Source organism: Mycobacteriales bacterium (assembly GCA_036497565.1).
Lineage (GTDB): Bacteria > Actinomycetota > Actinomycetes > Mycobacteriales > QHCD01 > DASXJE01.
Genome location: DASXJE010000161.1, coordinates 1 through 17943, shown reverse-complemented (window position 1 = coordinate 17943; position 17943 = coordinate 1). Strand labels below are relative to the sequence as shown.

Annotated in this window: 17 protein-coding genes; 14 read left to right on the top strand and 3 right to left on the bottom strand. The window is 69.3% G+C overall.

All coding sequences use genetic code 11. The annotated features are described in order from the left end of the window. The first annotated feature begins 42 nt into the window (after positions 1-42). The 5 genes from VGH85_13755 (at position 43) to VGH85_13735 (ending at position 4293) form a co-directional block, all read left to right on the top strand. Positions 43-939, top strand: a complete 897-nt coding sequence (locus VGH85_13755) for an ABC transporter substrate-binding protein (protein HEY2174868.1) — start codon at positions 43-45, stop codon at positions 937-939. A 39-nt stretch (positions 940-978) separates the two neighbouring features. Continuing rightward, positions 979-1842 carry a hypothetical protein gene (locus VGH85_13750; GenBank protein HEY2174867.1) on the top strand — a complete coding sequence of 288 codons (864 nt, stop codon included), beginning with the start codon at positions 979-981 and terminating at the stop codon, positions 1840-1842. 145 nt (positions 1843-1987) lie between these two features. Next, positions 1988-2188, top strand: a complete 201-nt coding sequence (locus tag VGH85_13745) for a DUF3311 domain-containing protein (GenBank protein ID HEY2174866.1) — start codon at positions 1988-1990, stop codon at positions 2186-2188. Next, a complete protein-coding gene (locus VGH85_13740; protein HEY2174865.1) occupies positions 2185-3666 on the top strand; it encodes a sodium:solute symporter family protein in 1482 nt (493 codons plus the stop codon). The genes VGH85_13745 and VGH85_13740 overlap by 4 nt, the downstream gene beginning before the upstream one ends. 222 nt (positions 3667-3888) lie before the next feature. Beyond that, a complete protein-coding gene (locus VGH85_13735) occupies positions 3889-4293 on the top strand; it encodes an ATP-binding protein (GenBank protein HEY2174864.1) in 405 nt (134 codons plus the stop codon). A 26-nt stretch (positions 4294-4319) separates the two neighbouring features. Here VGH85_13735 and solA read toward each other — a convergent pair whose 3' ends face one another. The 3 genes from solA to VGH85_13720 form a co-directional block, all read right to left on the bottom strand. Beyond that, on the bottom strand, positions 4320-5447 hold the full coding sequence (gene solA, locus VGH85_13730; GenBank protein ID HEY2174863.1) for an N-methyl-L-tryptophan oxidase: 1128 nt from the start codon (positions 5445-5447) through the stop codon (positions 4320-4322). A gap of 21 nt (positions 5448-5468) precedes the next feature. Further along, positions 5469-5828, bottom strand: coding sequence for a cupin domain-containing protein (locus VGH85_13725; protein HEY2174862.1), 360 nt, complete (start codon positions 5826-5828; stop codon positions 5469-5471). Between the two features lie 100 nt (positions 5829-5928). Then, positions 5929-6324: a VOC family protein gene (locus VGH85_13720; protein HEY2174861.1), complete on the bottom strand. Its 396-nt coding sequence runs from the start codon at positions 6322-6324 to the stop codon at positions 5929-5931. Between the two features lie 151 nt (positions 6325-6475). Here VGH85_13720 and VGH85_13715 point away from each other — a divergent pair, with 151 nt between their 5' ends. The 9 genes from VGH85_13715 (at position 6476) to VGH85_13675 (ending at position 17877) form a co-directional block, all read left to right on the top strand. Then, positions 6476-7258 (top strand): FCD domain-containing protein, encoded by a 783-nt coding sequence (locus VGH85_13715; protein ID HEY2174860.1) that lies wholly within the window; start codon positions 6476-6478, stop codon positions 7256-7258. Between the two features lies 1 nt (position 7259). Then, a complete protein-coding gene (locus tag VGH85_13710; protein ID HEY2174859.1) occupies positions 7260-8531 on the top strand; it encodes an extracellular solute-binding protein in 1272 nt (423 codons plus the stop codon). Further along, positions 8528-9472, top strand: coding sequence for a sugar ABC transporter permease (locus VGH85_13705; protein HEY2174858.1), 945 nt, complete (start codon positions 8528-8530; stop codon positions 9470-9472). The genes VGH85_13710 and VGH85_13705 overlap by 4 nt, the downstream gene beginning before the upstream one ends. Before the next feature lie 12 nt (positions 9473-9484). Beyond that, entirely contained in the window at positions 9485-10294 is an 810-nt protein-coding gene (locus VGH85_13700) for a carbohydrate ABC transporter permease (GenBank protein ID HEY2174857.1), read from the top strand. A gap of 34 nt (positions 10295-10328) precedes the next feature. Beyond that, complete coding sequence (locus VGH85_13695; protein ID HEY2174856.1) at positions 10329-13481, top strand: hypothetical protein; 3153 nt, start codon at positions 10329-10331, stop codon at positions 13479-13481. Further along, positions 13478-14275, top strand: a complete 798-nt coding sequence (locus tag VGH85_13690) for an SDR family oxidoreductase (GenBank protein ID HEY2174855.1) — start codon at positions 13478-13480, stop codon at positions 14273-14275. Before VGH85_13695 ends, VGH85_13690 begins: the two co-directional genes overlap by 4 nt. Next, positions 14275-15261 (top strand): DUF4432 family protein, encoded by a 987-nt coding sequence (locus VGH85_13685; GenBank protein HEY2174854.1) that lies wholly within the window; start codon positions 14275-14277, stop codon positions 15259-15261. The genes VGH85_13690 and VGH85_13685 overlap by 1 nt, the downstream gene beginning before the upstream one ends. Then, entirely contained in the window at positions 15252-16280 is a 1029-nt protein-coding gene (locus tag VGH85_13680) for a mannonate dehydratase (GenBank protein ID HEY2174853.1), read from the top strand. Before VGH85_13685 ends, VGH85_13680 begins: the two co-directional genes overlap by 10 nt. A gap of 199 nt (positions 16281-16479) precedes the next feature. Continuing rightward, positions 16480-17877, top strand: a complete 1398-nt coding sequence (locus VGH85_13675; GenBank protein HEY2174852.1) for a S53 family peptidase — start codon at positions 16480-16482, stop codon at positions 17875-17877. Positions 17878-17943 lie beyond the last annotated feature (66 nt).

The window sequence follows — 17943 nt, the reverse complement described above, 5'->3', positions numbered from 1 at the left end:
GACACCGACGTCTGATCGCTGATGGCGGCTAGTGTTGCGGGCGTGCGGGTCGTCTCGTTGCTGCCCTCGACCACGGAGATCCTCTTCGCGGTCGGCGCCGGAGAGCACGTCGTAGGCGTGACCGTGGAGTGCGACTACCCGCCCGAGGCGCGCACCCGCACGATCGTCTCGACGCCGCTGCGGCCGGACGGGCTCTCGCCGCAGGAGATCGACCGTTACGTGCGGGACCGGCTCGCCGCGGGCGAGGATCTCTACCACCTCGACGAGGGCGCGCTGCGTCAACTCGATCCGGACGTGGTGCTCACCCAGGACCTGTGCGCGGTCTGCGCGGTGGACGTGAGCAACGTCGACCAGGCGCTGACCCACCTCGGGTGCACCGCCGAGGTGATCACCATCGACCCGGGGACGCTCGACGAGGTGCTGGCGAGCATCGACACCATCGGTGCCGCGACGCACCGGGCCGAGACGGCAACCCGCCTCGTGGCCTCACTGCGCGAGCGGCTCGACGCCGTCCGGTCCGCCGTCGCGGGTTTGCCGCGGCCCAGGGTGGCCGTCGTGGAATGGACCGACCCGCCGTTCACGGCCGGGCACTGGATTCCGGACATGGTCACCGCGGCGGGTGGGATACCGGTGCTCGGGAAAGCCGGGGAACGCTCCGCGGCCACGACGTGGCCCGAGGTCGCGGGCAGTGGCTGCGACCTGGTCGTGGTCGCGCCGTGCGGCTACGGGCTCGACGGTGCCGCCGGCCTCGCCGCCGACGTGGTCGCCGCCGGAGTGCTACCGGATCGGCTGCCGGTGTGGGCCGTCGACGCCGACGCGGCCTTCGTCCGGCCCGGACCCCGACTCGTCGACGGCGTCGAGACGCTCGCCGGTATCTGTCACCCGGGCGCCGTACCGCCGCGCCTCGAGATGGCAGCGCTCGTGGAGACACGAAGCTAACTGCTCGCCGTGGGCGGGCGGATCAGGGATCGTGGCGGAATGGATGTCGACGCGGTGGCCGACGAGCTTTACGGAATGCCGCCCGGGGAGTTCACTGCGGCGCGCGACCGTCGGGTGGCCGAAGCACGTGAGGACGGCGACCGCGACACCGCCAAGGCCATCACCGCGCTGCGTCGGCCGTCGACCAGTGCCTGGCTGGTCAACCTGCTGGTGCGCGACGACCGGGACGAGGCGCGATCGTTCGTGGAGCTGGGTCGCTCGCTACGCCAGGCCCAGCAGCAATTGGCGGGGGAGGAGATGCGGGCGCTCTCCCAGCAACGCCGGAAGCTGGTCACCGGTCTGACCGGGCGGGCCCGTCGGCTGGGCGGAGCGGCGGGTCAGCAGGTCAGCGGCGAGGTGTCGCGGCAGGTGGAGGAGACCCTGTCGGCGGTGCTGGCCGACGACGACGCGGCCGAGCTGTTCGTGGCCGGCCGGTTGACCACCGCGCTGCGGCACACCGGAATGGGTCCGGCGACCGCCGAGCGGCCGACGACGCGCCGTGAACCCGCGGCGCGAACCGAGCCGAAAGCCGGCAAGGACACCGCGAAGCCCACCGCGCGGGAGCGCACCGCTGCCGAGAAGGCGGCGCGGGCCGCACGCGAGGACGCACGATCGGCCGCCGACGCGGCGACGGAACGACGGCAGGTGGCCGACGATCTGCAGGCCACGGTCGAGACCAACCTCGCCCGCGTCGCGGAACTGACCGAGCAGCTCGCCGAGGCGAGGGCGCAGACCCCGCGGATCCAGACCGAGCTGAAGCAGGCCCGGCGCTCGGCCGACTCCGCGGGGCGGGCCGCCGACGCCGCGGAGCGCAGAGCAGCTGACGCGCAGGCCCGGCTCGACGCCCTGCAGTCCGATATGTGACATAGCTGCTGGTCCGTCACCGGCTTTTTGGCGAACGCCTGTTTGGACTGGTCCGAATGGGGGTGAGAAGCCGTCCAAGTGGGGTATGGGTCCCGGGTGCCGGACCGGCGTGAGCCGGTCTACCCGACTGAGAGGGCGGACCCGGATGGCCAGATCGTTGGCAGTCGGCTTCATACCGTTCGTGGGGATGCTGGTCGGTATCCCGTTCGTCAACAGCGACCGCGAGGTCATCGGCGTCCCGCTGCTCGGGCTGTGGATCCTCGCCTGGGTGATCGTCACCCCGCTCTTCCTGCTCGCTGCGCACCGGTTGCTTCCCGAGCAGGAGCGGGAGGAGTCGACCCGATGAACCTGCCCCTGGTCATCATGTCGATCATCGTGGTGCTCGCCGTGGGCCTCGGCTTCCTGTCGCGTGGCCGCCGGAGCATGAACCTCGAGGAGTGGACCGTCGCCGGTCGCAACTTCGGCGGCATGTTCTTGTGGGTGCTGGCCGCCGGCGAGATCTATACGACGTTCACGTTCCTCGGTGCCGCCGGTTACGGCTACGAGAACGGCGGGCCGGTCTTCTACATCCTCGGGTACGGCGCGCTCGCCTACATCGTCTCCTTCTTCCTGCTTCCGCCGCTGTGGCGCTACGCCAAGCGGCACCGATTGGTGACCCAGGCCGACTACTTCACGCAGCGCTTCAACAGCAAGTGGATGGGTGCGCTGGTCGCCCTGGTCGGCGTCGCCTTCGTCGTGCCCTACACCGACCTGCAGCTGACCGGACTCGGCGACATCGTCAACTCCACCACCAACGGCGCGGTCAGTCAGAAACTCAGCATTCTCCTGGCGTTCATCCTCGTGGCACTCTTCGTCTTCGTCGCCGGCCTGCGGTCGACCGCATGGACGGCGGTGCTCAAGGACGTGCTGCTCGTCATCGTCGTACTCATCATCGGGATCGGACTGCCGTTGAAGTACTTCGGTTCTTTCAGCGGCGTCGTCCACGCCGTCAACCACGCACACCCCGGTCACCTGGCGCTGCCCGGCAGCAGCGGGGTCTTCGGTGTGCCGTGGCTGATCTCGACCATGGTGTTGACCGGCTTCGGGTTCTACATGTTCCCGCACGCCTTCATGGCGACCTACTCGGCGCGGTCCACCCGCGCGATCCGGCGCAACGCGACGTTCCTCCCGCTCTACCAGGTGCTTCTCCTGCTCATGTTCTACGTGGGCTTCACCGCACTTCTCGTGGTCCCGGGGCTGAAGGGACCGGACACGAACTTCGCATTGCTCGACCTGGTCAAGAAGGGCGAGCCGGCATGGATGGCCGGGCTGGTCGGCGGCGCCGGGGCGCTGGCAGCGATGGTGCCGGCGAGCGCCTTGGTGCTCGGTGCCGCGACGCTCATCGGCCGCAACATCTACCAGGGTCTCTTGCGCCCGCAAGCAAGTTCGTCGTCGGTGCTCCGGGTGTCGCGGCTGTGCGTCCTCGCCGTCATGGCCGTCGCGTTGTATTTCGCCATCATCAATCCGTCGGCCATCGTCAACCTGTTGCTCACCGCATACGACGGCGTCACGCAGTTCTTCCCCGCCATCGTGTTGTCCCTCGTCTGGCGGCGAACCTCCAAATACGGTGCGGCGGCCGGAATCCTCGTCGGCGTAGGCCTCGTGCTGTACCTCGTCGTGGGCGGGCACGATCCGCTGTGGGGCCTCAACGCGGGGATCGTGGCGCTCGCGGCCAACACGATCGTGCTGGTCGTGATCAGCCTGCTCCGTCCGGAGCGGGTCGGACCGGAGGTCGCGGCGGAATACGCACCGGAGCGGGTCGCGGTCGAGACCGGAAGTCGCTGACCGCGGGGTGCGTCGCGAAATCGGCGGGCAACAGAGGGTCTGGCCCCTTGGCAGCGTTATTGGCGGAGTGGTGAGGATCGCTGGTTGGGAGCCGGAAAATAAACACCGAGAAAGGGTGGACAGGTGCGTACGTCGCGGGGAGCGTTACTCCTGTACGAGCAATGCACCATCCGGCGACCGTCTGGCAGTAGGCGACGCATGGCTCGAATCCGAACCGCCCCAGTGAACGACGCGACCCGGCCGACGCATGGCGTAGCCGCGGAGCAGTCCTTCACCCTCAACGGACTGGCGGAGGTCCGTGCCGTGGTGAGCGAACACGCCGCCGGGCTCGGGCTCTCTCCCGATCGGACCGCCGACTTCGTGCTGGCCGTCGATGAGATCGCCTGCAACAGCGTGCAGCACGGCGGTGGAGACGGTGTGCTCCGGCTATGGCCCGAGCAGGACCGGCTGGTCTGCGAGATCCGCGACCGCGGAGTCATCGACGACCAACATCTCGAGCGTGACCGGCCGGGGAGCGATGCGGTCAGCGGCCGGGGACTCTGGCTGGCGCAGCAACTGTGTGACGAACTCCAGATCACGTCGACGTCGAGTGGCACGGTCGTCCGGGCGGGTATCCGGCTCGACTGACCGGAGTTCGCCGGCCGGTAGGCACGTCAGGCGAGGAACCGCCGGGGGTCGAGATGCTCGACCGGCAGGTCGGACTTGCCGTCGCGGACCAGGTCGGTGGCGATCTGTCCGATCGCCGGGGACATCTTGAAGCCGTGGCCGGAGAAGGCACCGAGCAGCCAGATGTTGTCGGCTCCGGGCAGCGCGCCGACCATGGGGTGTCGGTCGGTGGTGTAGGCGTCCATGTAGGTCGACACCCGCACCGGCGTCGGGACGAGTCCCGGCAGGTAGCGGCTCACGGTGTCGTTGATGCGGACCAGGTCGGTGGTTCCGACGTTGCGGTCGAGGTCGTCGGCGTCGGCGAGTTCGCCGTAGGACGCGTGCGGCGCCACCTTCACCGAGCCGCCGTCCAGCGTGGGGATGCCGAAGAAGTGCACGTCGCCGGAGTCGCGGATGAAGATCGGGAACCGGTCCGGGCGGTACGCTGCCGCGTCCTCGGCCATGTACCAGGTCATCACGAGTTTCTGCACGCTGACGTGCGCGGCCAGGTCGGGGGCGAACCGCGCCGTCCACGGACCGGCGGTGATCACGGCCTGGCGCACCCGCCAGTCCCGGTCGGGGGTCCGCACCAGGACTCCGGTCGGACCGGGTTCGAGACCGGTGACCGTCGTACCGGCGACGATCTGCGCGCCGAGGGCCTCGGCGCGGCGGGCAGCTGCAAGCACGGCGAACTCCGGACGCAGGACTCCGGCGTAGCGGTCGAGGATCGCCGTCTCGCCGGGCAGCATCCGGTGCTGCGGATAGCGGTCGGCCATCGCCGTGCGGTCGAGGATGTCGTGCGGCAGCGAGAAGCGGTCGATCGAGGAGAGCACGTTGCGCATCGACGCGCTCTCCGCCCGGCCGATCATCAGTCCGCCGTTGAGGGTCAACAGGTCGTGTCCCGATTCCGCCTCGAGTTCGCGCCAGAGCTCACGGGCTCTGAGCAGCGTCGGCACGTACTGCGGACCCTCCAGGTAGGCGGTCCGGAAGATCCGGGACTCGCCGCCCGCAGCCGACCGGTCGTGCCCGATGCTGAACTGCTCGAAGGCGACGGTGTCGATGCCGGCCCTGGCCAGTTGCCATGCGGTCATCGAGCCCATCGTCCCGGTGCCGATGACGGCGACCTCGGCGTCCATGTGGTGGTGGGCTCCTCCGGGCTAGGCCATCCGTCGGGCGGAGGTCAGGTCGCTCGGCGTGTCTCCGGTGTTGACCGTGCTGCTCGGCTCGATGAGCACCACCTCCGCGCCGCGCTCGGAGAACGGCTGGTGTTCGACACCGCGCGGGACGACGTAGAGCTGGCCCGGGCCGAGGGTGACGTCGCCGGCCGCCATGCGGATCGTCAGTGACCCGGCGTGGACAAGAAAGACCTCGTCGGTGTCGGGATGAGTGTGCGGAGTGAACTCTCCCGCCGTCTTGACGACCCGGATGTCGTAGTCGTTGAGTACGGCGACCGTCCGGGGAGACCACGGCTCGGTGAAGGTCGAGAGTGCTGCGGCGAGATCGACGGGTTCGGCCATGCCGCTGAGTATGGACCCGGCCGCAATTCCTTTCCGCCCGCCTACGACCCCCGTCCAACCACTCATGATCGTGATTGGGCGGGCACGGCGGGCGGCTCCGTCAGCAGATGCAGAACTCGTTGCCCTCGGGATCGAGCATGACCGCGTAGTAGTCGGACTCGTCCTCGGTCGTGCGGACGTGGGTGGCATCGGCGTCCAGCAGCCGGGTGACCTCGGCGTCGACGAGCGGGCGGCGTACCGCGATGGGTGTCCCGCGCGGTCCGCCGGCCCGGACGTCGAGATGCACCCTGTTCTTCACGACCTTGCCCTCCGGGACGCTGTGGAAGAGCACCCGCGGACCTGTACCCGCCGGGTCCACCACGGCATTCCACCGCTCGCCCGGCTCGTCCGGCGCGGGCGAGGGATTCTCCACCTCGTAACCGAGCGCCTCCGCCCAGAACCGGGCGAGCCGGTCCGGGTCTGCGCAATCGATGGCCACCTGCACCTGCCTCGTCATGGCGTCGATGATGCAACGCGGCTCTGACCAGAACCATTGACACCCCGGTCGACACCTGCTTTCCTCACACACCGACCACACATCTGATCACTTGGTGACTAGCTGCCTCCGGCCATCGACGGAGACACGAGCCGGAAGGACGCCGCACCGCGTGAGGTCCCAGGACCCGAAGCCGACCGATCGCGCGCCACGGAGCGCGCAGGCCGACGCCGTACGTCGGCGGCGTCGCAGTCTGGTCGACGAGTTGATCCTCGATGTGCTCACCCTGGTGCGGGACGAGGGGCTGACCGCCGGCAGTCGGCTCCCCTCGACGAGCACGCTCGCGCACCGATTCGGCGTCGCCACCCCGACCATGCGTGAGGCACTGCTGCGGCTGCAGGCGACCGGGGTACTCAACATCCGGCATGGCTCGGGCACCTTCGTCCGCGACGATGCGCCGCGGATGGTCATCGCCAATCCGTCCCGGCAGACCGCGGAATCAATGATGTTGGACGTGCTCGACGCGCGGTTGCTGATCGAGCCTTCCCTCGCGGAGTCGGCGGCGCGACGCCGTACGACGCAGGACGGCGAACTCCTGCACCAGATCCTGGGCGAGGCCGACGCCGCGATCGCCGCCGGAGATGACCGCCGCCTGTCGGAGGCCACGATGGCGTTTCACGCGGCGATCGCCGCGATGGCGGGCAACGTCGTGCTCGCCGAGGCGGTCCGGGCCATCACCGAGCTCTACGCCGACCATCAGTTGCAGATCGGCCGCCTTTTCGATGACCGCGAGCTCGATCAACGCGAACACCGAGCGCTGGCGGTCGCGATCCAGACCGGCCAACCGCACAAGTCACGCCGGCTGATGACCGAACATCTCCGAGAGGTGCGCGACATGGTCGCCACGAGACTGACCGAACGAAGCGGCCGCGGAACCAAGCGAAAGGAGGCATGACGTGAAACGGCGCGAGTTTCTGGCCGCGGCCGGCGCAGCGGCGACCGGTGCGCTGCTCAGCGGATGCGGTGGCCCGGCCTCGGCCATAAGCAGCGGAAACATCCCGGTCTACGGGACGGTGCTCACCTGGGCCCCCGGTTTCGCCAAGGCCAGCCGGGCGCTCAAACAGGCGTCCGGATACGGCCTCGACGCCGTACCGGCCCCGGACCTCGGCGCGTACGAGCAGGTGATGAAGTCCCGGCTGGAGACGTCCCAGGCGCCGGACGCCTTCAAGTGGTGGAACGGCTACCGGCTGCAGGACACGGCGCGGACGGGTCAGGTCGCCGACCTCACCGATCTCTGGAACACGGCGGCCAAGAAGGACTGGGTCGACACCGGCGTCAAGGACGGGCTCACCTATCAGGGACGGGTCTACGGCCTGCCGCTGACCGAGTCCTACTACGTGATCTTCTACAGCAAGAAGACGTTCGCGAAGTACGGTCTGCGCGCGCCGGAGACGTGGGACGAGTTCGAGTCCAACGCGGCGACGCTCAAGAAGCACGGCGTCATACCGTTCTTCGGTACGCAGAACGGCGGCTGGCCGGCGCTGATCTGGTTCCAGGAGTTCCTCACCAAACTCGATCCGGGCTTCTACGAACGGCTGACGGCCGGAAAGGCGTCCTACACCGACGCTACGGCGCGGCAGGCTATGGACATCTGGCGTGGGTTCATCGAGAAGGGCTACTTCACCAGCCCCGACGTCGACCAGGCCAATGCCCCGGCGATGCTCAACACCGGGAGCGTGGCGATGTTCCCGATCGGCACGTGGAACAACCAGTCGTTCCCCGCGGTCGGCATGAAGGGTGGGGTCGACTACGACGCATTCATCATGCCGACCGTCAAGCCGAGCGTGCCGAAGTCGGTGATCAGCGAGGTGGCGACCCTCGTCGTACCGGACCGTGCGCCGGACAAGGACGCGACGCTGAAGATGCTGTCGCACTGGCTCGACCCGGCCGTCCAGAAGGCCTGGATGTCGTTCCTCGGTGACATCCCACCCAACCCGACCGTGCCCTCGGCGGATCCGGTGATCCAGCACGTGCTCGCGCAGGTCAAGGCGAACGATCCACGGCTGCTCATCCGGTTCTGGGAGGCGAGCCCACCCTCACTCATCGAGGGCAACGTGCAGGACCTGGGCGGCTTCATGATCAACCCCAATCAGGTCGACGGCATCCTGGCGGGCATGCAACGGCGTGCGGACGCCGAATGGGCGTACTGGCGGGAGGAAGTCGCATGACCGGATCCACGCGGACGCTGCGATCGGGTGACCAGCGCACGGACACCACGGGGCGCCCGGTCGTTCCGAGGCGGCAGCGATCGAGCTGGGCTGCGCGGCTGGAGTCCGCCGCGTTCCTGATCCCTGCGGTCGTCCTGGTCACCGCGCTCCTGACGCTCCCGTTCCTTGCGACGTTCTACCGCAGCTTCTTCAACGACCGCTTCATCAACCAGGGATTCACCGGCTTCGCGAACTACGAGCGGATGTTCAGCGATCCCGCCGTACTGAAGTCGCTGCTCAACACGCTGCTCTGGCTCGTCGGCACCGTCCTCCTCCCGATCGGGTTGGGGTTGTCGATCGCCGTGATGACCAACGCGGTCAAGTGGGGGCGCATCGCACGGCTCGCCGTGGTGCTGCCGTACGCGATCTCCGGTTCGGCCGTGGCCGTCGTGTGGAACTTCATGCTGCAGAGCGGCGGTGCGCTCAACCAGGCGCTGACGTCGCTCGGCCTCGGATCGTTGGCGCACGACTGGCTGCTGACCTGGCCGCTCAACACCGTGTCGATGATCGTGGCCAACGCCTGGCAGGCGACCGGTGTCGCGGTGATCCTTTTCCTGGTCGGGTTGCAAGCCATTCCGCCGGAGACCATCGAGGCCGCCGCGCTGGACGGCGCGGTCGGGTGGAGCCGCTTCCGGCACGTGGTCTTTCCGCAGTTGCGCACGGTGACCGTCGTCGTCGTCGGGATCAGCCTGGTGAACGGCCTCAAGGCGTTCGACCTCATCTGGGTGCTCGCCCAGGGTGGTCCTGCGCGGTCGACCGAAACTCTGGCGGTCAGCATGTATTGGGAGACGTTCGTCCTGCAGCGGCCCGGGGCCGGGGCGGCCGTCGCGGTGGTCCTCACCCTCGTCGTCCTGGCCGCGTCCTGGTTCTACCTGCGGCGTCAGCTGCGGCCGGCGGACTGAGAGGAACGTCCTATGGGCAAGGCCCTGCGTAACGTCACGATCATCGTTCTCGCCGGCTTGTGGCTGGTCCCCAGCTACCTGCTGATCGTCAACGGCATCACGACGGTCAGCGGATACACGGGAACCCCACACTGGTACCCGAACAGCTTCGGCCTCTTCGACAACATCCAGGCCGCCTGGAAGGCGGCGTCCTTCGGCCCGGCGATGCTCAACAGCCTCTTCTACGCCGTGATCAGCGCTGCACTTGCGTGCCTGGTCGCCGCCCTCGCCGGCTTCGCGGTCATCGTGATGCCGACGAGGCGCCGCGCCCTGTGGTTCTGGGTCATCTACGCCGGGAGCCTCTTCCCGCTGCAGGTCTTCCTGCGCCCGCTGTTCGGCGCCTACGCGAGCACCAACCTCTACAACACGCGGTTCGGGCTGATCCTCATATACACCGCCCTGTGCATACCGTTCGCGTTCTTCGTCGTGCGCAACTACCTGGCGGTGATACCCCGGGACATGATGGAGGCCGCCCGCATCGACGGCGCATCGTGGTGGCGGATCTTCCGCAGCGTGCACCTTCCGTTGTCGAAGTCGGCGCTGGCTGCGGCGTTCATCTTCCAGTTCGTCTGGGTCTGGAACGACCTGTTGTTCGGGATCACGCTGACCTTCAGCCCGAACATCCGCCCCGTCATGGCCGCGCTCGCGGGACTGCAGGACAACTATTCGACGGTTGGGCCTCCGGTGGTGCTGGCCGGCGCGTTCCTGGTGTCGCTGCCGACGGTGATCCTCTTCTTCGGCTTCCAACGCCTTTTCGTCTCCAGTCTGAAAACCAACATCTGATGCTGCTCGAGCGATCCGGAAGGATTGGTTCCGCGTGACGACCCGCGCCCTGGTCAAGTCCTCGGCCTTCAACCACGACCGTGCCCGCGCCAATCTCCGCGACCGGGCGTGCTCGGCCGCTGCGACGGTCGGGGGGAGGGACGTCCGTCTCTTCGTCGAACCGCTGCTCGCCGAGGACGCGTCCGGCGGTCTTTTGCAGGCGGTCCGGATCGAGGTGGCGGCCGGCGTACATCCCGACGCGGAGGTGATCTTCGCGACGCGCGGCGGGACCCGACTGCCGACGTCCCGCCGGGCCGGTCCGCGCGGCAGCCTCAGGGTGCTCGTGCCGGCCGTCGAGGAGCCGACACCGGTGTCGGTGACGATCCCGGCGCTGGATCCGACGGTAGCCGTCGACGTCACCCTCACCCCGCAACGCCGGTGGACGGTGCACCTGGTGCACCACTCCCACCTGGACATCGGCTACACCGACCCGCAGGGCACGGTGCTGGCCGAGCACCTGTCCTTCCTCGACTCGGCCCTCGATCTGACCCGTGCCACCGACGACTTCCCGGAGGCGTCGCAGTTCCGTTGGGCCGTCGAGGCGCTGCTGTCGTTCCGGCAGTGGGAGAAGGCCCGGCCGGCGGCGCGGGTCGCGGAGTTCGTCAACCGGGTGCGGGAGGGCCGCATCGAGCTCACCGCGATGCCCTACAACCTGCACACCGAAGCCTGCTCGACCGACGAGCTGTTCGAGATGCTCAGGGTCGCCAAGGACGTCCGCGACCGGCACGGGATCGGCTTCACCTCGGCGATGCAGACCGACGTCCCGGGCTCGACCATCGGCCAGATCGACGCCCTCGCGCAGATGGGCGTCAAGTACCTGTCCGTCGGGCACAACTGGGCGGGCCGGTCGGTGCCGCACCTCACCGGTGGCCAGGATCTGCCGCGGCTGTTCCGGTGGAAGGCACCGAGCGGCAACTCGGTCCTGGTGTGGGTGACCGACACGCCGCACGGCCTGGCCTACATGGAGGGGCCGATGCTCGGCTTCGACACCTCCTACGATGCCGTCGACGACTTCTTCCCCGCCTACCTCGAGTCGCTCGCCACCCACCCGTACCCGTTCGACGGCACGGTGTTCGGCTGGCCGGTGCCCGACGCACCGCTGCACCGCAAGCCCTATCCGTGGGACATCCTGCATCTGCGGGTGCAGGGCCACTTCGCCGACAACGCGCCGCCCCGGGTCATCATGGCCGAGACCGCCCGCCGGTGGAACGAAGAGTGGGCTTACCCGAAGATGCGGCTGTCCCGCAACGAGGACTTCTTCGTCGACGCGGAGGAGCGTCTGGCCGGCCAGATCGAGACCTTCGAAGGCGACTGGACCGACTGGTGGGTCGAGGGCATCGGGTCCGGCGCGCGGCCGGTCGCGATGAGCCGGCGCGCGCAGGGTGCGGTGTCCGACGCGCAGACCGTCGGCACGATGGCCGGGCTGCTCGGTGCGGACGGTGCGGCGGCCGACAGCCGGGACGCCTCGATCAGCTACGACGCGATGTCGCTGTTCGACGAGCACACCTGGGGCGCCTCGAATGCCTGGACCGACGGGGACACCGGCATGAACTCCGGCGACCAGCAGTGGCACTGGAAGTACGGCCAGGCGCTGACCGCGCACGACGAGTCGCTGGCGCTCCTCGACCGGGCGAGCGCACGACTCGGGTCGCGTCTCACCCAGGCCGAAGGCACCCTCGCGTCCTTCTACGTGGTCAACACCGTGAACTGGTCGCGGACCGACCGGGTGCGCTGCTTCCTGCCGGAGAGCCTGGTGCCGCTCGAGGTGCCGGTGCAGGTGTACGACGCGCGCACCAAGACCGTCCTCGCCCACGACGAGGAACCCCAGATCAACCCGAACCACCGCGACGCCGGCCGCTTCCTCGTCGTACTCGTGCCCGACGCCCCCGAGGCAGGCATGGTGCGGCTCGACGTGGTCACCGCCGACGGCCCGGCCGGGCACACCGCCACCGCGGCAACCCCTGCGGACCCGGCCGGTGAACCGGTGCTGGAGAACGAGTTCCTGCGTGTGCAGGTCGACCTCGCCCGCTCGGCGATCACGTCCATCGTGGACAAGACCGCCGGCCGGGAGCTGGTGGCAGCGGAGAGCACCGTCGGTTTCGGCGGCTACGTCTACGACCGCTACGCCTCCGCCGGAATGGCCAACCACCAGGCCAACAAGCTCGAGGGCAACGAGCGACTCGACCTGCTCGGTGGCCGGGACGCCGCCGGGCCCTCGGTCGTCCTCGCGAGGGCGACCAGCGAGACGGCGCAGACGCTCACCTACTCGACGTTCGCCCCGGGCGCCCGGTCGTTGGTGACCACGCTCACCCTCGTGCACGGCGTCGGCCGGCTCGACATCACCCACCGGTTGTCCAAGGCCGCCACCATGTCCAAGGAGAGCGCCTACGTCGCGTTCCCGTTCGACATGGCCACCCCGACCGTGCGCGCCGAGGTGACCGGCGGAGTGGTGGGCACCGGGATCCCGCTGGTTCCCGGCGGTGCCCGCCACATGCGCGCCGTACGCCGGTGGGTCACGATTGCCGACGACGACTACGCCATCGCCTGGTCCACGATCGACGCCCCGTTGGTGCAGTTCGAGACCATCACGCTGCCCTACGCACCGTTCCCCGACACGACCGAGCCGCGGGAGCCCGGGACGCTCTATTCGTGGATCCACAACAACCTGTGGGACACCAACTTCCCGTCCCAGCAGGGCTTCGAGATGGACTTCCGGTACAGCGTCGCCGGCGCCCGACCGACGCGCGCCCTGCCCGCCGAGAGTCTCGGGATGCGCACGGCGGCCGCCACCAGCCGGCCGTTGCACGCCGTGCTCGCCCGTGGCGGAACCGAGTCCGCGGGCACCCTGGCGCCGGAGACGTCGTTCTTCACCGTCGACGATCCCCGGATCCGGTTGGTCGGCGCGACCACCGAGCCGGACGGCGGCGTACTGCTCCGGCTGCAGTCGGTCGCGCAGGAGCCGGTGGCGGCCCGGATCACCAGCAGCCTCCCGATCCGGTCGGCCCGCGAGGCGACCTGGATCGGTGATCCGGGGGACCGTCTCGAGACGGAGGCGGGCACGGTCGTCATCACCGTTCCGACCGCCGGCACCGCGGGGCTCCTGCTCGAAGCCGCGGACGTCGCCGACGCCGGTCGACAGGCTCGATGAGCGGGTCGCTGACCGGCCGGGTGGCGTTGGTCGTCGGGGGCTCGACGGGCATCGGCGAGGCCAGCGCCACCGCCGTTGCCGCGGCCGGGGCGCACACGGTGGTCGCCGGAGTGGCGTTGAAGGACGCCGAACGCGTCGCCGAGACGATCCGGTCCACCGGCGGGTCGGCGACCGCGGTCGCCGGTGACCTCGTCGAGACACGTTGCGCGGCCGACTTCGTCGATGCCGCAGTCACGGCGTACGGCGGCCTGGACATCGTGGTCAACAGCGCCGGCGTACAGCGTTACGGCACCGTCGTCGACACCGACGACGCCACCTGGGACGAGGTGTTCGCCGTCAACGTCGGGGGCATGTTCCGGGTCTGCCGGGCGGCCGTTCCGGTCCTAGCGGCCCGCGGCGGAGGGTCGATCGTCAACGTGTCGTCGGTGCAGGCCGTGGCGACCCAGACCGGCGTCGCCGCCTATTCGGCGAGCAAGGCCGCGATACTCGGCCTCACCCGGGCGATGGCGGTGGACCACGCCGCCGCCGGAGTGCGGGTCAACGCGGTCTGCCCCGGGTCGGTCGACACCCCGATGCTGCGGTCGTCCGCGGACCTGTTCGCCGCCGACGGCCAGAGCCCCGACGACCTCGTCGGCGACTGGGGCCGCGCCCACCCGCTCGGCCGGGTCGCCCGACCGGACGAGATCGCCGAGGTGGTGGCGTTCCTGGCCGGGCCGGCCAGCTCGTTCATGACCGGATCACACGTGGTCGTCGACGGCGGGTTGCTCGCCGCCCTGGCGGTGAGACTGCCCTGATGGTGTCACCGCCTGAGCAGGGGATCACGCTGAACGGCGACGACCTGCAGGTCATCGTGCTTGCCGACAGGGGTGCGGAGATCACCTCGATCGTCGACCGCCGTACCGGCATCGATCTGCTCTTCCGCCCGCCGTGGACGGGCGATGTCGACATCCCCGCGGACGAACCACGCAACACCCGCACCGATTGGCACGCCCACTATCGCGGTGGCTGGAATCTCCTTCTCCCCAACGCCGGTGACGAGCGCGACGTCGACGGTGTCCTATGGCCCTTTCACGGCGAGGCCAGCAGGGTGGCGTGGTCGGTCGACGCGAGCCGCGACGCGGTCGACACCGTCGCGCTGGCCACCAGCCTGATCCTCGTGCCCCTGGACCTGCGCCGCACCCTCGCGATCGACGGTCCCCGGCTGACGGTCACCACCGAGGCCACCAACGTCGGACGCGAGCCGGTCGAGGTCTACTGGCAGGAGCATCCGGCGTACGGCGCCCCGCTGATCGGCCCGGCGACCCGGATCGAGACCGGCGCGCGCACCTTCCTCGCCGACCAGGCGGCTCCCGGTGACCACCTGACGCCGGGCTCCGCGCACCCGTGGCCGACGGTCCGCACCCGGTCCGGGGATGCGCTCGACCTGCGCGGGCTTCCCGTGGCGGGGCAGTCTCGTGCGACGCTCGGCACCCTCACCGACTTCGATCGGCCGTACGCGACGATCGTCAACCCCGACGTCGATCTCGGCGTGTCCTGCGAGTGGGATCCCGGCGTGCACCCGCACGCGTGGTTCTGGCAGGAACTCGCAGCGAGCGATGCGTTTCCCTGGTATCGGCGGGCCTACGTGATGGCCATCGAACCGTCGACGACGATCCCCGGCAGCGGGACCGTCGACGGCCACGACCGTGGCGTCGGACTCATCCTGGCGCCTGGTGAGACCCGCACTTCCACCGTCACGCTGACCACCTTCCCGTCTACAGTGGACAGACCATGCGTGTAGTCGCAGGTCAAGTGCCCGCCCTGACCGACGAGTTCTGTATCTTCGCGGCGCAACTGGGACTGGCCGGCGTCCAGGTCAACACGCCCAGCCTGCCGGGCCGGCACCGTTGGGAGGTCGCTGATCTCGTCGCGCTGCGCACCCAGGCCGAGCGCTTCGGCCTCGCGCTGGAGGCGATCGAGAACATCCCGACGTTCTTCTACGACGACGTGATGCTCGACGGCGACCGACGCGACGAACAGATCGCGTCGGTGGCCCAGACGATCCGGCACCTCGCCGCCGCCGAAATACCGGTCCTGGGCTATTGCTTCATGCCCAACTCGGTCTGGCGGACCGGCGTCGGCCCGCACGGTCGCGGGGGCGCCGTGGTCACGTCGTACGACGACGCCGTCATCCACGATCCGCGCCGCCAGGACGAGATCTGGGTCGCCCGGCGCGACGAGCACCTGGAGAACGTATGGGTGCCCGGTCCGTGGAACGGCCTCCCGCAGGCGACGTCGGCGCAGATGTGGGACCGGCACTCCCGGTTCATGGAGGCGCTCATCCCGGTGGCCGAGTCCGAAGGCGTGCGGCTCGCGCTGCATCCCGACGACCCGCCGGTCGACGCGCTCGGCGGGATCGGCCGCATCTTCACGTCCGTCGACGCACTCGAGCGGGCTGCCGATCAGTTCACCAGCCCGGCGTGGGGATTCGATCTGTGCCTGGGCACCGTGTCGGAGATGGGCGGGGAGGACGCCGTACTCCGGTCGATCCGCGCACTCGGCAAACGCTCGAAGATCTTCTACGTGCACCTGCGCGACGTCATCGGCACCGTCCCGAAATTCAGCGAATGCTTCCTCGGTGAGGGCAACTACGACCCGCTGCGCGTCGTCGGCGAACTGCAGCGGGTCGGCTTCGACGGCTTCCTGATGGACGACCACGTGCCGCAGACCGTCGGCGACAGCGACTGGATGCACCGGGGCCGGGCCCACGCCATCGGCTACATCCAGGCGCTCCTGCACGCCGCCACCCCATCCCCGTGATCAAGAGGGGATTCCGGCACGAAACGCCGTACGAATCCCCTCTTGATCATGGGATGGGGAGGACACGCCGCCCGCACGTCGGCGTATAGGCAACCTCGCAGATCGTCCGATAACATCCGCCACCATCCCCCGACCGACGGGGGCGGAAGCGACCCCCGCGGCAGCCACCGGCGCCCCGGGGAGTGAACAGGGGACGCGAATGAACGGTGTGCTCGCTCGTTACGGCCGTGGTGTGCTCACCGCAGTCTCGGCCCTTGGCCTCGCGGCGGCCGCCGTCGCGGTCGCCCCGTCAGCCGCGGGCGGTCAGGCGGCGACCGGTGCCGCCCATGTGGCCGGCGCCCCCGTGGCCCACGGCAAGGTGGCCCGCAAGACCCCGGCAATCGGAGCGCATCCGCACTACCGGGTCGCAGGACGGGTCACCGATTCGGCGGATCCGGTGTTCAGCTGCCAGAAGCCCGCCCCCGGCGACCTGCAGTGCTACGGACCGAAGCAGATCCGAGCCGCATACGGCGTGGACAAGCTGGCCGGCCACGGGCTGACCGGTCGCGGCCGGACGATCGTGGTCGTCGACGCCTTCTCCAGCCCGACGCTGCGCAGTGACGTGGCGGCCTTCGACAAACTCTTCAACCTGCCCGATCCGGTCCTCAGGGTCGTCGCGCCCGACGGAAAGACCCCGTTCGACCCCAAGGACGACAACCAGGTCGGCTGGGCCGGCGAGATCACCCTGGACGTCGAGTGGTCCCACGCCATTGCCCCCAAGGCCAAGATCGTGCTGGTTCTGGCCAAGACCAATGACGACGCCGACATCCTCTCGGCCACCAGGTTCGCGGTCGACCACAACCTCGGTGACGTGATCTCGCAGAGCTTCGGCGAGGCCGAGCAGTGCATGGACCCGACCTTGCTGGCGGCGCAGCACAAGCTGTTCGCCAAGGCCGTCGCCAAGCGCATGACGTTGCTGGCCTCGTCCGGGGACGACGGAGCGGCGCAGCCGACCTGCGACAACACGTCGTTCTTCAAGGCCGCCAGCACCCCGGCGTCCGACCCGAACGTGACCGGGGTGGGCGGCACCATGCTCTCCGCCAACGGCCTCACCGGCGCCTACAAAAGCGAACAGGTGTGGAACGAGCCGACTTTCGAGTCCGGCGGGGGCGGCGGCCTCTCCGTCGTGTACCGAGCGCCGGGCTATCAGCGGGCGCAGCACCTGCGCACCCGCGGCGTGCCCGACGTCTCCTACAACGCCGCGATCGACGGCGGCGTCCTGGTCGTATGGGGCGACGGCTCACTCGACCCCGCGGATCAGGCCGTGTACATCTTCGGGGGTACGTCGAGCGGCTCGCCGCAGTGGGCCGGGCTCGTCGCCCTCAGCGCCCAGCTTCGGCACCACCGGCTCGGCGAGATCAACCGGGCCCTCTACGCACTGGCCCTGGCGCCGCGGATCTACAACACGCAATTCCACGACATCACCGTCGGGAACAACACCTTCCACGGACCCGTCACGGTGCCCGGGTTCCCGGCGCGAAAGGGATGGGACGCGGCATCCGGCCTGGGTAGCCCGAAGGCCAACGCAATCGTCCCGGCACTGGCGCTGATCGGGTAGTCCGGCCTCCCGACTGTGCCCTTGCTCCGCTCAGCGAAGCGAGGGCACAGTCGGTGAGGAAGGAGT

Bases quoted from the DNA above. Each gene is read 5' to 3' on its own strand.
- VGH85_13690 (HEY2174855.1), top strand. From the start codon at position 13,478: ATGAGCGGGTCGCTGACCGGCCGGGTGGCGTTGGTCGTCGGGGGCTCG.
- VGH85_13720 (HEY2174861.1), bottom strand. From the start codon at position 6,324: ATGACGAGGCAGGTGCAGGTGGCCATCGATTGCGCAGACCCGGACCGG.
- VGH85_13725 (HEY2174862.1), bottom strand. From the start codon at position 5,828: ATGGCCGAACCCGTCGATCTCGCCGCAGCACTCTCGACCTTCACCGAG.
- solA (HEY2174863.1), bottom strand. From the start codon at position 5,447: ATGGACGCCGAGGTCGCCGTCATCGGCACCGGGACGATGGGCTCGATG.
- VGH85_13740 (HEY2174865.1), top strand. From the start codon at position 2,185: ATGAACCTGCCCCTGGTCATCATGTCGATCATCGTGGTGCTCGCCGTG.
- VGH85_13750 (HEY2174867.1), top strand. From the start codon at position 979: ATGGATGTCGACGCGGTGGCCGACGAGCTTTACGGAATGCCGCCCGGG.
- VGH85_13705 (HEY2174858.1), top strand. From the start codon at position 8,528: ATGACCGGATCCACGCGGACGCTGCGATCGGGTGACCAGCGCACGGAC.
- VGH85_13680 (HEY2174853.1), top strand. From the start codon at position 15,252: ATGCGTGTAGTCGCAGGTCAAGTGCCCGCCCTGACCGACGAGTTCTGT.
- VGH85_13685 (HEY2174854.1), top strand. From the start codon at position 14,275: ATGGTGTCACCGCCTGAGCAGGGGATCACGCTGAACGGCGACGACCTG.
- VGH85_13675 (HEY2174852.1), top strand. From the start codon at position 16,480: ATGAACGGTGTGCTCGCTCGTTACGGCCGTGGTGTGCTCACCGCAGTC.
- VGH85_13700 (HEY2174857.1), top strand. From the start codon at position 9,485: ATGGGCAAGGCCCTGCGTAACGTCACGATCATCGTTCTCGCCGGCTTG.
- VGH85_13745 (HEY2174866.1), top strand. From the start codon at position 1,988: ATGGCCAGATCGTTGGCAGTCGGCTTCATACCGTTCGTGGGGATGCTG.